Here is a 13,909-nt window from a genome sequence, read left to right on the forward strand (position 1 = left end):
TTATTTAAAATAGCCCCTATGTAACAAAACAGCATCCGATATTCTGTCATAAACGCAGGACTATCGTGGGGTTTTGTCGATTTAAATCGAATTCTGCTGGATATCAAGGTATAATTTAGTACGGATGATAGATTCATACATAAGGGAGGAACACATGATGGGATGGGTAATCGCCATTTTGTTTGGTACAGCCGTCGTGCTGCTCATTTTATCGTTTATTAAAACGACACAATCGAAATCACAGCTTGAACAGCAAATGGAGAATGTTTCGATTTCAGTACGGAATGAAGTCCACGAACTTGAAAAGCAGATACTGAACATGCAATTAGATGCAGAAATTACAGCACAGCAGTCAGGGGCAATGGAAGCTTCCTCTGAAGAGCGAGCATTGCTTCGCTACATGCTTGATATGCATAAACGCGGATATTCAATTGAAAGTATTGCATCACAAAAACAGCTTCCGTCAACTGAGGTGGAGCGCATGCTTACTCCATACATGACAAGAAAGGCTGAAAGGGGCATGGTTGCACAATGACACCGAATTCCCTGCGCAGTTTCGCATTAGGCCTATTACTTGCAGCGACTGTAACCGGCGCTTTCTATTTCTTCGGTCCTTCAAAAGCGGAGAGCACGGAGAAATCGACCAAAACAGTAAAAACCGAGAAACTTACAGAAGATGAGATGGTTGAACAGCTGACATCCAAAGGCTTCGTTGTACATACCAAAGAGGAATGGAACAAACAGATGGCATCTGTAAATGAAAGTAAGGAAGAAAAGTCCCAAGAAAAATCAGATAAGAAAAATGAAGACGGCGTTGTCTACCGCACCATCCTGAACGTTTCGATGGGGATGACGAGCATCGACATCGGGAATGCGTTGGAAGAAGCAAAAATCATCGACGATGGTATGAAGTTCTACAAAGAAGTAGAAAATCGCGGTCTCGAAAATGAATTAAGACCAGGTACATTCCAGATTGAAAGCGGAATGAGCATGGATGAAATCATTTCGATCATTTTCCAATAGGTAAGTCCAAAGCTCCTTTAACTAAGGGAGCTTTTTGTTTTACAAATTATTGAAACCATTTCTCCCTTAATCCGTAAATATAAGTAAGAGGTGATATAAATGACTGGAATTTTCTTGCTGATTTTAGTACCTTTTTTTATCACGTTCATCGCTATCCTCATGACCGGTTCATCCAAAGACCCAAACACTCGAGGGGGAGGTCATACGACTTATTATGGGGGTGACACTGACAGTACGGTTCACTGCGGAGGTTCTGATGGAGGTTTTAGCGGTGGAGACGGCGGCTGCGGGGGTGGAGGCGAATGAGCCTCTTTTTTTATGGAAAGGAACGGGTGACGCTAATATGAAACAAGGGTTATTCTTTTTTGGTATGGCAATAACCATCATCTTCGGAGGTGGATTCCTAATCCGGCTTGTAAGAGATGGAGATTTCTACATAGCTGAATTCGCCGGCGGCATAGTCGGGATTTCTTTGTTGATCATAACAATGTTTGTTAAAAGAAGCGGGAATTAGCCATTTGACGAATAGATTCAGGAGGGACATGGGAGACCATGTCCTTTTCTTTATGATGAGTTCCTCTTGGGGAGGGGCACTATCCAGTCGCCTAAATGATCATTTCCACTGGATTAAATTGTATTTTTTAGTGACAAAAAGTATTTTTTGTATATAATGGTAATATATAGTGCATTACATGAGTAATGTACTAATGTGGTTAGTGAAAAGGTGGTGGGATACTGGTGTTAAATCCTGATAGTATGAAGCCGATTTATGTCCAAATCGCGGAGTGGCTCGAGACGGAAATTCTGGGGGGATCCATTGAGTGCGATCAAAAGGTTTATTCACAGTATCAGTTGGCAGATATGTTTAACATCAATCCGGCAACGGCTGCAAAGGGAATCAACCTGCTGGCGGATGAACAGATCCTTTATAAAAAGAGGGGACTCGGGATGTTTGTGGCACCGGATGCCAGAGCGATCATTCTTAAAAATAGAAGGAATACGAAGCTTACCGGAATGGTGACTGATCTTGCAAAAGAGGCCGTTCAATTGAACGTCGAAGAGGAGGAACTGATCGCCATGATCAGCGAAATGCTCAGGAAGGAAAAGGGGGAAAAGTCATGAGTGTTGTAATTTGTAAAGGATTATCAAAGCAATATGGGAGTCATAAAGCCCTGAACGATCTGACTTTTACATTACCGGAAAATAAGATTACCGGTTTGATCGGAAGGAACGGAGCGGGAAAAACGACCCTGCTCAAGATCATTGCAGGATATTTGCATCATAGTTCAGGGGACATACGGGTGTTTTCACAAAGTCCTTTTAATAACTTGAAAGTATCCGCCAATACCATCTTTATCGATAATGAATTGAGTTTTTCCAGTGGATTGACGCTGTTTGATTTGCTTGAAACGGCAGGAAGCTTTTATCCAAATTGGGACAGCGAACTTGCTCACCGACTCTTTTCCTACTTTTCATTCAATCCTAATCATTATCATGGGAATCTCTCCAAAGGGATGAGGAGTACGTTCAATATGATCATCGGTCTTGCTGCCCGCTGCCCGCTTACGATTTTCGATGAGCCGACGAGCGGAATGGACGCTGCCACCCGGAAAGATTTCTATCGGGCACTATTAAAAGAATATATCGCCCATCCGAGAACGATCATTCTGTCAAGCCACCTGCTGGACGAAGTTGAAGACCTCCTGGAGGATATATTGCTGATTAAAGCGGGAGAGAAGTATCTTCATATGGGGATTGAGGAGCTAAAGGAATTTGCGATAGGAGTCCGGGGGAAAACAGAAAAGGTCTTCGGGTGGATGGGAGAGATCGAGCCGATTCATGTGCAGGACATGGGAGCAGGGATGGCCTATGCGGTTATGAAAAATGACCGTCCGCAAACAGAGCTTGATGAAGCCAGAGCGCTGGGACTGGAACTGACAGCAGTATCGGCTGAAGATACTTGCAGTTATTTGACAAGTCAATCAAAAGGGGGGATCGATGATGTATTTAGCAGAGGTTAATGCGTGGAATCTCGTGAAAAAACAATACCGCTACAAACTGAAATCCTATTTTGGTGTGTTCACTTCATTGATGGTCATTCAGCTTCTAGGGATTTTCTTCTCTTTTAACGGGACCGGGATGAGTGGCGGATCATCGGGAACCCTCGATTATGAGGTTCATTATTTTACAAGTGATATCATCCAGGTGTTCATGATGATCTGGGCTTTCATTTCGGCGATTATCATTACGACTAAGGCTTACCGGTATGATGATTATGCATTCGTGACGAACCGCAGGATCAGCCATTACTCCAATATTCTGTTTCTCTTTTCAGCAAGTGTATTTGCGGGTGTCACGGTGTATCTGTCGACCCATCTGTTCAAATGGATCACCTTCATGGTGAAAGATCAATCTACGATTATTGTTGATTCTTTGACAGGGACGGGATTAGTGGCAGGTACTGCTGCATCGATCCTGTACATTTTTCTATTTGCAAGCACAGGTTATTTTGTAGGGATGTTGGTCCAATTTAACAAGATTTTCTCCATCCTCTTGCCGGTAGTGTTTGTGGGAGCCTTGATCCTTGACGGGTTGACCGGGAACCCGACTTTACTCGTGAATGCAGGAACATTTTTTGGCTCGGAAACCTCCTTCTTTGGCTTTCTTATAAAAATCCTTGGAGTGTCGTTCCTCTTACTTCTCGGAAGCATGGGAGTTTCGAACCGAATGGAGGTAAGGAAATGAGTATGTTGTTGATGTTTTTGCCTATCTTGATCATTCTCCTCCTTGTAGCTGGAGTGGGAACGTTTGTGGTAAAGGCAAGCCGCAGGAGAAGGGTCAGTCCAAAGAAGACCAGATGGATGATCACTGGATATACACTCATCTTGCTGGTGGCTGCCATTTTATCATTAAGTGTACTCTCTGACAAAGGAGCAGAGTTCAAAATAGTGTCTGCGGAAGAGATTGAGGAGATTGAGAGTGAGCAGATGAAAGTTATGGATGCCGCTCATTCAGGAGTGCTTGAAAATGTTGAGCGTGGTTATACCAACAAAAAAAGCTGGTCGTTCAGATACATTCATCAAAACCTGGACATCACCCATTTAGATGAAGAATTGGACGGCGTCATGGTCTTTGTACAAAAGAAGGACACAAATGATGAGGTTATTGAAGCCGTACACTACACGGGGAATGTATTCGTCGATGGAATAGACATGACCGAAAAAAAATCATCAGCGAAATTGGAATTGAGAGGGAAGATTCTTTCCATTCAAGCGCCCGATATGGTTTACGTGAACGTTAACAAGTTTGCGTCGGGATTTCCTTTTCAACAATTTTCCGGTACAAAAAGCTGGTTTTATGGAGAGCGGCCGAGCATGGGATTCGGCAGGGACTTCATCCTGCTGAAAGTGCCAAAAGATATGGAAGTGGATGGCCATACCAATTATGTTAGAGCTGAATAATTATAGGGATGAGGGGACAGTTCATGTCCCTTTTTTCTTTTGGAGCGTACAGTTTTGTCTGGTTTTAAAAGGAGGGAATATGGTCAAAACCGATAAAAAATAGACGCCCGTCCCAGACTGCATTAACGCGTTAACGCAGTCTGGGACGGGCCTTTCATAATGTACAGATTACAGGACGAGTGTATACTTCTTCAATTCTTCTGTATCGTTCGGCAGTGTAACAAAACCATCAAGCTTCATTCCAATCTTTTCAAGGAGTTTGGATGAGGAGTGGTTATCCTTTGTGGTAATCGCAACGAGCCGTTTTAATCCGCGTTTCTTGGCAAACTCCAATGTGCCGTTTGCTGCCTCGTATGCATATCCGTTTGATTGATAATCGGAGAGGAACGCAAAGCCGATGTCAACGTCTTCAAGTCCTTCTCGTTTAATCAACCCGCACAAGCCGATCGGAGTATGAATTCCCTTCAATTCGGTCAAGAAAAGGCCAAAGCCTTCCTTTTCATACATCGCACGCGGGCCTGTTTGAATATAGGTCACAGCATCCTCGGGCGTATAGATCCCTTTATCTCCTATGTACTTCAGCCATCCAGGTTCATTCAGCAATGCAAAAATGAACTCGGCATCCTTTTCTTCCACCCAGCGAAGAATGAGCCGGTCTGTCTCTATTATTTTCATGTGGGCACCTCGCTTATTTTTTTCTATCCATATAATATATCATTTCTAAAAATGTGGACAGTCTCTCAATGGGTAAAATGGCGGGTGACAGCTTCTTCTTGAAGTATAACAATCCCCAGGCAGTGGAGACTATATCTTGACATCACTTATGTTAGTATGGGGATAGATAACAAGGATGACAATGAACCGGCTATTTCACAAGGAACTTACACACTATATAAGTCAAAAGCAAAGAAGGGGATTTGATGATGCAGGAAAAAAATCAAACGGAGGCTGGCTGGAATTTTGACAATAGTTATGCAGGACTTCCACAGTCATTTTTCAAAAAACAGATGCCGGCTCCTGTACGTTCGCCGGAGCTGATCATTCTCAACGGTTCTCTGGCTGAATCATTGGGCCTTGACGCGAAGATTCTTCAAACTGAATCCGGAATGGAGGTGTTTGCCGGCAACGAACCTCCAGAGGGTGCCGATCCCTTGGCTCAAGCCTACGCAGGGCATCAGTTCGGACATTTCACCATGCTCGGTGATGGACGGGCGATTCTGCTTGGTGAGCAGGTCACACCTTCAGAAGAACGGGTCGATATTCAATTGAAGGGATCGGGGCGGACTCCCTACTCCCGTGGCGGTGACGGCCGCGCGGGGTTAGGGCCGATGCTGCGCGAGTATATCATCAGTGAAGCGATGCATGCCCTGGGGATCCCGACGACGAGAAGCCTGGCGGTGGTGACGACAGGGGAATCCATCATTCGTGAAACCGAACAGACCGGAGCCATCCTTACGCGTGTGGCGGCGAGCCACCTGCGTGTCGGTACGTTTCAATATGCTTCAAAATTCGGGTCCGTCGATGACCTCCGTGCCTTGGCTGATTATGCAATCGAACGCCATTATCCGGAAGCGGCCGACGCAGAGAATCGTTATCTCTTATTTTTGCAGGGAGTGATTAAGCGCCAGGCGTCGCTGGTTGCCAAGTGGCAGCTTGCCGGATTCATCCACGGAGTGATGAACACTGACAATATGACGATCAGCGGCGAAACGATCGACTACGGCCCTTGCGCTTTCATGGATACCTTTGACCCGTCGACGGTTTTCAGCTCCATTGATCGACAGGGACGCTATGCTTACGGAAATCAGCCTCCGATTGCAGGCTGGAACCTGGCGCGTTTTGCAGAAACCCTGCTTCCGCTGCTGGATGAAGAAGAGGAGAAATCCCTTCAACTCGCCCAGGATGCGATTTCGGAGTTTCCTAAGTTGTATCATTCCAACTGGCTGAAAGGCATGCGGGCCAAACTTGGCATTTTCAATGAGGAGGAAGAAGATAAGGCTCTTATTGAAGAACTTCTCGGCTTGATGCATGAACATGAGGCCGACTATACCAACACCTTCAGCTCATTGACGTTTGACCGGAAAGAAGATTCAGCTTTATTTGCCTCAGAAACATTTACCCAGTGGAAAAAACGCTGGGAGGATAGGCTCGGGAGACAGCAGGAGTCGAAAGAAGATGTCCATGAATTGATGAAGAACAGCAACCCGGCAGTCATCCCCCGCAACCACCGGGTGGAAGAAGCGCTTGAAGCGGCAGTTGACAAAGGAGATCTCACGGTGATGGAGAGCTTGCTAAAGGTTCTTTCCAACCCCTATGAACATTCTCCGGAACAGGAGAAATACTGTGCACCGGCACCGCCGTCAGCTCTTCCTTACCGAACGTTCTGCGGAACATAATGAAATGATAAGGCCCGTCCCTCGGTGCGTTAACGCGTTACCATATCGAGGGGGGGCTTTCTTTCTGTGCAAGATGTAATAATACCTTTAGACCCAGCATAAACATTACTAGCTTAGGTACTAAGGCTTACCATATACTGCCATTGTTGGAATCGGTGCCACGTTCTTGTTCCCGTTGATTCTCGCATTCCCGAAAAAAGTGAAGGAGCTGCAGCTCGCATTGCGTGTCGTGAATAAAGGAGCGGATTATCCAAAATTCGGGGCGATCTTATTGCTCCTTACAGGTCTAGGGATGGGGACGATGAATACCGATCTGTTTCAGGAAGGCTGGTATATAACGGCCATCATCCTACTGCTGATCGCCGTTCTGATCTATGTGCTGCGTATCTTACCCCGACTCAAGACAGCAATCGATCACGTATCCGGTATAGAAGGGGACGAGATTCCCCAAACGTATTATGACATGAAAAAAGGCATCAGCCCATTTATGCTCACAGCCTCGGCCATCGATGTCGCCATCGTCTTACTCATGATCTGGAAACCGTTCTAAACCCCATCTTCGTGCAAGGCCCGTCCCTCGGTGCGTTAACGCGTTACCGGTTCGAGGGACGGGCTTATTTCTTTGTTTAGGATGAACTATGTAGACACTATGTAAATAATTTTACAATTTTTATAAATTAAGAGAATAAATGTATATAATTAGGTTTAAAGTACTATTATGATATTTGAAGAGATTTCAAATTACTTAGGATTTGGGGGAAGGAAATGAATTTACTTAAATTCATCGTAAACAGAAAGATTTTAGTAGGGTTGATGGTTTTATTAGTATTAGTCATAGGAGGATACTCTGTCTTCAAGCTGGATAAAGAATTGCTGCCGCCCATTCAATTTGATGCAGCCTATGTTGATATCAATGCTGGGGATATGTCTGCTATTGAAGTTGAAAGAACGATAACCAATCCGCTAGAACAACAGATTAATGGAATGGAGGGGGTAGAAAAGACAGAATCAACCACTTACATAGGCAGAAGTTCCATTATGGTCACGTTTGAACGTGGAAAAGGAGATGAACTCTCCAAGGAAGTTGAAGCTTTGGCAAATGCTGCAGCAGCGGATAACCCTGCAATCAAAGAAGTGGTGGCAGGGCAGGCTGGTTTGAGCCAAAGTTATGAGTTCTTCATGGATGTGTCAGGAGAGGATATGGAGAAAATCACCGCTTTCTCCCAAGACGTTTTAGAGCCGAGGCTGGAAGCACTGCCCGAAGTGAGGGACGTTTCACTATCCGGGATCGAGGAGAAAGAGGTAGCAATTGAATTTAAACGCGATAAGGTATCGGAGCTTGGTATCGATATTTCTCAAGCTGCTGCCGTGATCAGAGGGTCGAACGGGGAAGAAACCCTCGGGGAGTTGAGCGGAGAAACTGATTCACCAACGATTCGCTGGGACACAAAGCTCGAAAATACGGAAGATGTAGAAAATATTCAAATTCCTACCTCGAAAGGATTTGTCCGTTTGATAGAGGTAGCAAGTGTTTCAATCCAGCCGGTAGAAACCAGTTCTATCGTTTGGAAAAATGGAACAAAGGATTTTATTTTCGTCCAGGTCGGCCGCGTATCTGAAGTGACCCAGATTGAAATGGCAGAAGCTGTGCGGAAAGAAATCCAAGCGATCAGGGACGAGGAGCTGGTCGAAGGATTCACAGTGAATGAGGTCGTTTCCCAGGCTGACTATGTGAAGGAATCCCTTGACGGGGTAACCGGGAATATCGTGATCGGGGGCATCATAGCCATCGTCATCCTGTTTCTGTTTCTTCGTAATCTGCGGGCTACGTTCATCATCGGACTATCGATTCCGACGTCCGTGTTTTTAACATTTGCAACCATGTTCCTGTTTGATTACAGTTTCAATATGTTGACGCTGGTCGGTCTTGGATTGGGAATCGGAATGATGGTGGATTCCTCCATTGTCATCCTCGAATCAATCTATAAAAAGAAAGAGCAGGGACTCGAAAAATTCGAAGCGGTCATTGCAGGAACGAAAGAAGTCGCATCAGCTGTATTTGCGTCCATGCTGACAACCATTGTCGTCTTTTTACCTATTGGTTTGATTGGGGGAGAGATGGGACAATTCATGATCCTGCTGTCAGCGGTCGTGGCAATCACACTCATCAGTTCAGTGGTTGTTGCGTTTACGCTCATCCCGTCCCTTTCCGAAAACTTCCTGAAATTGCGTAAAAAAACGGCACAAAAGGAAGGACCGATCACCGGTCTTTACAGCAGAATGGTGTCCTGGACGGTAAAGAAAAAGCGAACCAGCCTTGCCGTAATCGGGCTATTCTTTATGATGTTCGCTGCGTCATTATTTTTAATTTCCAAGGTGCCGATGACCATCATGCCGGATATGTTCAACCGCTACGCTGAGCTTGTGGTGAAAGTCGAAACAGGTTTATCACTGCAGGAAAAAGAGGATGTAGTTGGCGAAATGACGGATGCCCTGGCTGGAGTTCCGGATGTAGAAACAAGCTATGTCCTTGATAATGGCAGCATGCTTTACACGATCATCAACATGACGAAAGGGGACGACATCACGGAGGAACAGGAGAAGGTGAATGAACAGATCTTCAGTTCTCTCCGTGATCTGGAAGAGTCGACCCCGATCGATAATGTGGCTTCTGCCATGAACGGGGGCGGGGGATACCCAGTCCAAGTGAATATTTCAGGTGACGACTTTGAAGATTTGAGAGAAACGGCGGACAATTTTACCAAAGAGCTTGAGGAAATAGAGGGGATTGTAGGAGTGAACACTTCGATCGATCGCACCTCTGTTGAACAAGTGGTTGATTTAAAAGAGGATGGAATTGAAGCTGCGGGCTTAACCCAGTCACAGATCAAACAATTCATCCAGCAAGCGTTTCTGGAAATGCCTGTTGGGGAAATGAGCTTAGACAATGATGCTGTTCCATTGCTTGTGAAATGGAATGAGAAGACGGATATGAATTCGGAGCTCTTGAATTTGAATATGTCCACTCCGAAGGGAGAAAAGAAGCTTTCGAGTTTCATTGAATTAAGAAGTGTCGATACACCTAATGAAATTTCACATGCAGACGGGGAGCGGTTCATTTCCGTTTTTGCAGATATTAAGGAAAAAGATTTAGGTGCGATCAATCGGGACGTACAAAAAGCAATAGAAGAATTTAAAGCTCCGGCAGGATATACCGTTGCCGTTGCAGGTGATCTGGAACAACAGCAGGAGCTGATCCAGGAAATGATCTTAGTGCTGGCCATTGCCATTTTCCTTGTGTACTTCGTAATGGCTGTCCAGTTCAATAACCTATCCCAGCCGATCGTCGTCATGTCTGTCATACCGATGACGATTACCGGTGTCATCCTGGGTCTATTCATCACCCAGCGTGAACTGAGCGTCATGTCAGGAATGGGGATCGTCATGCTGATCGGGATCGTTCTCAATAATGCGATTCTCCTGATTGACCGGACGAACCAGCTGAGAAAAGAAGGTCTAACCGTTGAAGAAGCCCTTATAAAAGCAGGAAAAGACCGGATACGTCCAATCTTTATGACAACACTGACGACTGCCGGCGGAATGCTTCCATTGGCATTAGCCTCGGGCACATCTGGAAATTATCAGGCGCCGATGGCCACCGTCATCATATCAGGCTTGCTCTTTGCAACCTTGATCACTCTAGTGCTGATCCCATCCGTCTACAAACTGTTCGCTTCACTTGGAGCAGGATTCAAAAAATCAGGAAGAAGAATGAAGAAGAAAAAACACCCAATCATCACAACAGAAAAATCAGAGACTCTAAACTAACATGTATTGGACTGTTCCTCAGGTGCGCTGAGGAACGGTCCTTCTTTTTTTCGATGGAATGATTAGTTGATGAGGGAAAATAAGGGGTGGAAAATGAGGAAGTTTAGGTGAAGGTACATTTATAGTGCTCGTTATCCGGATACCGAGGTTAAGGGACCACGAGCACTATTGAGGTATAGATTGATGCAAATATGTTGTCATACCAGTCTCCTTTGAATGTATAGTTCATTGGTGGGTGCTGCTTATAACTTAAAACAAATAATTGTGAAAGCTGGCACGACGGTCCAGGATCTTATCTCTGATTCGCCTCATTTCCGGGTCTGTGTCCTTTAAGAAAAACAATTTGACGATGGCTAACATAAAAATTCCTCCTTTATTATTTGAGATTAAAACAACCGATTCTTTAATTCGGCTCGGCGGTCCAGGATCTGATCATTGATACGCTTTACTCCTGGATCAGTGCTGCTGAAGAAAAACAATTTGATGATGGCTAACATAAGAACACCTCCTTTTTTATTTAAGATTAAAACAACCGATTTTTGAATTCGGCTCGACGGTTCAGGATCTGATCATTGATACGCTTTGCATCTTGATCGGTACTGCTGAAGAAAAACAATTTGATAATGGCTAACATAAGAACACCTCCTTTTTTATTTGAGATTAAAACAACCGATTTTTGAATTCGGCTCGGCGGTCCAGGATCTGATCATTGATACGCTTTGCATCTTGATCGGTACTGCTGAAGAGAAACAATTTGATAATGGCTAACATAAGAACACCTCCTTTTATTATTCGGGATTAAAACAATTGGCTTTTAAATTCGGCGTGGCGATCCAGGATCTGATCGTGAATCGCTTTTGTTTCATGATTAGAAGTGAAGATGTAACTGAACAAGATGACGAGCATCTCTCCTTTCTTCTTGTGAGTGATTTTTTGATGTTTTTTAAATCATATGTCGGTGGTTCAATAAAAGTGACACCTGTGTCGTTATTATAAACGACATTAGTGTCTTTTAGAACCCTTTTTTTAATATTTTTGAAAAAAAAGGCAAATACCCACTTGGAAACAAGGTGATTTGCCCTCTTGAAGAGAAGTTATTACTTGAACAGAAGTGGCTCGGATATTATAAAAGGAGAAAGCTGGCGGCTTTGAAGTCGAACGCTTCACCCGAGGTAGTGATCCCTTCTTGCAGCCAAGCCTAATTTTTAGATTTTTTCAAAAAATACTTGTAAAGAGACATTGGTGTCGATATAATGAATATAAGAAAACGACATTGTTGTCTATTTTGTGGAAAAGGGGGCAATATCAATATGGAGTCAGCATCATTGGGAAAGAATAAACATTTCATTACGCTGATGACGGCACAGGCCATTTCGAGCTTGGGGGACTGGTTGAGTATCGTGGCGATCATTACGCTGGTCGGGTTAAAATGGGAAGCAACACCGATGCAGATGTCATTCATCATCCTCAGCCTGGCACTGCCGATGGCTCTCCTGGGTCCAATCTCGGGAACCGTTGCAGACAGGATGGAACGGAAAACACTCATGATTGTATCCGATGTGATCAGAGGTGTGCTCATTCTACTTTTAACCATAGCCTCGAATGTATGGATGGTGTACGTCTGTTTGTTTCTCATCGGAATCTTTTCATCCGTCTTTGTCCCGGCAAAGAATGGGAAGTTGAAGGAAATCGTTCCGGATGATGCTATCAAGGGAGCGATGTCCCTGACTTCCATGATTGATTCAAGTACGAAGGTCATCGGTCCGCTTGTAAGTGGAATTCTCGTTACTACGGTAGGGACGCAAAATGTCTTTTATATCGACTCGGCCACCTTTTTCATATCAGCCCTTTTGATTCTCTTTTTACCTAAGGCAGTGAAGGCAGTTGAAACCACTGCCGTGGATGATAAGAAGAAAAAGGGATCTTCATTTAAAGACGAATTAAAAGTAGGATTTCAGTTCCTCAAGAAAAGCACCTTTTTGATGTATGGGTTGTTCCTATTGGGAATCAGCCTGCTGATTCTCCAGTTATCGGATTCCCAAATCATCGTCCTGCTTCGGCAGCTGACGGATGCATCCCCGGATTTATTCGGCTATACCGTGACCGGGTCCGGCGTCGGGATGCTTTTGACAGGGATTTATCTTTCTAAAAAAACGGATTATAACGCGTTCATCTATATGTGTATCGGAGTATTGGGGATCGGACTCGGGTTTGGGTTGATGGGGATTCTGACTTACTATGATGTGAGTCTTTCATTAGTATGGTTCCCTGCACTCGGATTGTTCGCCGGCGGTACCGCAGCCCTCGTGTTCATACCATTTCAGGCAGCGGTTCAGGAAAAAACGCCTGTCGACATGACGGGGCGGGTGTTCGGAGTCATCAACAGCACCACGACGACAGCCACGATCATCGGGCCATTGGCGGGGGGAGCACTAGCCACTCTCATCGGCATCATCCCTTCCTTTATCGTGACCGGTGCATTGTTGATTGTGCTTTTCATTGTATCGATTGCCATTCGAAAAAAAGTAGCAGAGGAGGAGAATCATGTCACCGAAAGTCAGCCAGGAACACAAGGAGCAGCGACGTAATCAACTATTAGAGGCTGCAGAGCAAGTCTTCATTGAACATGGATATGAAAATACCACGATGAAACACGTGATGGTTAAAGCCGGGGTAAGCAGGGGCGGCTTGTATCAGTATTTCGATAATAAGGAAGATCTGTTTGAAGCGCTGATCGGGGAACAGCAGCAAGAAATCATTGATGAATCCCTGCAGGCGATGATCGAGCAGCAGGGTTCCTGCTGGGAAGCGCTGTTGATGACCTTTTTAGGAGAAGAAAAAAAAGCGACCGATGATATGGATCCGCTGGCCCCTTCAAAGCTTGAGTACTTCATAACAGGAAGAAATGAAAAGAGAAGGCGGGAGCATGCTAAAGAAAGGTATCATCATGCGTATGAAGTCACCGCGAAAATCATCAAAAAAGGCATTGAGGCAGGCGAATTTGCGCCACGGTTCGATCCGGAGGTCATTGCCAGATACATCATTTCTTATGTCGACGGTCTCGCTGTCGATCACGCCATCCTGGATTCTGAAAGCATAAAATTGAAAGAACAAACCGAATTACTGATCGAATACCTCAGATGGGGTTTGAATGTGAAGGAGTAACCTTATCAAGGGCAGTTCTTCACCACGCTAAAGGCC

Annotated in this window: 15 protein-coding genes; 14 read left to right on the forward strand and 1 reads right to left on the reverse strand. The window is 44.8% G+C overall.

Annotated features, from left to right (window positions below):
- Positions 1-157: 157 nt before the first annotated feature.
- The 8 genes from ACXAFV_RS12135 to ACXAFV_RS12170 all read left to right on the forward strand — a co-directional run bounded on the left by ACXAFV_RS12135 (position 158) and on the right by ACXAFV_RS12170 (position 4,484).
- On the forward strand, positions 158-535 hold the full coding sequence (locus tag ACXAFV_RS12135) for a hypothetical protein (RefSeq protein WP_475126771.1): 378 nt from the start codon (positions 158-160) through the stop codon (positions 533-535).
- On the forward strand, positions 532-1,023 hold the full coding sequence (locus ACXAFV_RS12140) for a hypothetical protein (protein WP_475126772.1): 492 nt from the start codon (positions 532-534) through the stop codon (positions 1,021-1,023). The genes ACXAFV_RS12135 and ACXAFV_RS12140 overlap by 4 nt, the downstream gene beginning before the upstream one ends.
- A 99-nt stretch (positions 1,024-1,122) precedes the next feature.
- On the forward strand, positions 1,123-1,329 hold the full coding sequence (locus ACXAFV_RS12145; RefSeq protein WP_475126773.1) for a hypothetical protein: 207 nt from the start codon (positions 1,123-1,125) through the stop codon (positions 1,327-1,329).
- A 37-nt stretch (positions 1,330-1,366) separates the two neighbouring features.
- Positions 1,367-1,537, forward strand: a complete 171-nt coding sequence (locus tag ACXAFV_RS12150; RefSeq protein ID WP_475126775.1) for a hypothetical protein — start codon at positions 1,367-1,369, stop codon at positions 1,535-1,537.
- A gap of 221 nt (positions 1,538-1,758) precedes the next feature.
- Complete coding sequence (locus ACXAFV_RS12155; RefSeq protein ID WP_475126941.1) at positions 1,759-2,145, forward strand: GntR family transcriptional regulator; 387 nt, start codon at positions 1,759-1,761, stop codon at positions 2,143-2,145.
- Positions 2,142-3,044, forward strand: coding sequence for an ABC transporter ATP-binding protein (locus ACXAFV_RS12160; RefSeq protein WP_475126777.1), 903 nt, complete (start codon positions 2,142-2,144; stop codon positions 3,042-3,044). The genes ACXAFV_RS12155 and ACXAFV_RS12160 overlap by 4 nt, the downstream gene beginning before the upstream one ends.
- Complete coding sequence (locus ACXAFV_RS12165) at positions 3,022-3,768, forward strand: hypothetical protein (RefSeq protein WP_475126778.1); 747 nt, start codon at positions 3,022-3,024, stop codon at positions 3,766-3,768. The genes ACXAFV_RS12160 and ACXAFV_RS12165 overlap by 23 nt, the downstream gene beginning before the upstream one ends.
- A complete protein-coding gene (locus ACXAFV_RS12170; protein ID WP_475126779.1) occupies positions 3,765-4,484 on the forward strand; it encodes a hypothetical protein in 720 nt (239 codons plus the stop codon). Before ACXAFV_RS12165 ends, ACXAFV_RS12170 begins: the two co-directional genes overlap by 4 nt.
- A gap of 168 nt (positions 4,485-4,652) precedes the next feature.
- On the opposite strand, the gene ACXAFV_RS12175 is transcribed toward ACXAFV_RS12170, so the two are convergent.
- Complete coding sequence (locus ACXAFV_RS12175; RefSeq protein WP_475126781.1) at positions 4,653-5,159, reverse strand: GNAT family N-acetyltransferase; 507 nt, start codon at positions 5,157-5,159, stop codon at positions 4,653-4,655.
- Positions 5,160-5,404: 245 nt separating this feature from the next.
- Here ACXAFV_RS12175 and ACXAFV_RS12180 point away from each other — a divergent pair, with 245 nt between their 5' ends.
- The 6 genes from ACXAFV_RS12180 (at position 5,405) to ACXAFV_RS12205 (ending at position 13,873) form a co-directional block, all read left to right on the forward strand.
- On the forward strand, positions 5,405-6,880 hold the full coding sequence (locus tag ACXAFV_RS12180; RefSeq protein ID WP_475126783.1) for a protein adenylyltransferase SelO: 1,476 nt from the start codon (positions 5,405-5,407) through the stop codon (positions 6,878-6,880).
- A gap of 166 nt (positions 6,881-7,046) precedes the next feature.
- Positions 7,047-7,430, forward strand: coding sequence for a DUF2269 family protein (locus tag ACXAFV_RS12185; RefSeq protein ID WP_475126784.1), 384 nt, complete (start codon positions 7,047-7,049; stop codon positions 7,428-7,430).
- A gap of 215 nt (positions 7,431-7,645) precedes the next feature.
- On the forward strand, positions 7,646-10,708 hold the full coding sequence (locus tag ACXAFV_RS12190; RefSeq protein ID WP_475126785.1) for an efflux RND transporter permease subunit: 3,063 nt from the start codon (positions 7,646-7,648) through the stop codon (positions 10,706-10,708).
- 807 nt (positions 10,709-11,515) lie between these two features.
- A complete protein-coding gene (locus tag ACXAFV_RS12195; protein WP_475126787.1) occupies positions 11,516-11,704 on the forward strand; it encodes a hypothetical protein in 189 nt (62 codons plus the stop codon).
- 314 nt (positions 11,705-12,018) lie between these two features.
- Positions 12,019-13,296, forward strand: coding sequence for an MFS transporter (locus ACXAFV_RS12200; protein ID WP_475126789.1), 1,278 nt, complete (start codon positions 12,019-12,021; stop codon positions 13,294-13,296).
- On the forward strand, positions 13,253-13,873 hold the full coding sequence (locus ACXAFV_RS12205) for a TetR/AcrR family transcriptional regulator (RefSeq protein ID WP_475126790.1): 621 nt from the start codon (positions 13,253-13,255) through the stop codon (positions 13,871-13,873). The genes ACXAFV_RS12200 and ACXAFV_RS12205 overlap by 44 nt, the downstream gene beginning before the upstream one ends.
- Positions 13,874-13,909: the final 36 nt, after the last annotated feature.

It is taken from the genome of Rossellomorea sp. ABR4_012, assembly GCF_056159545.1.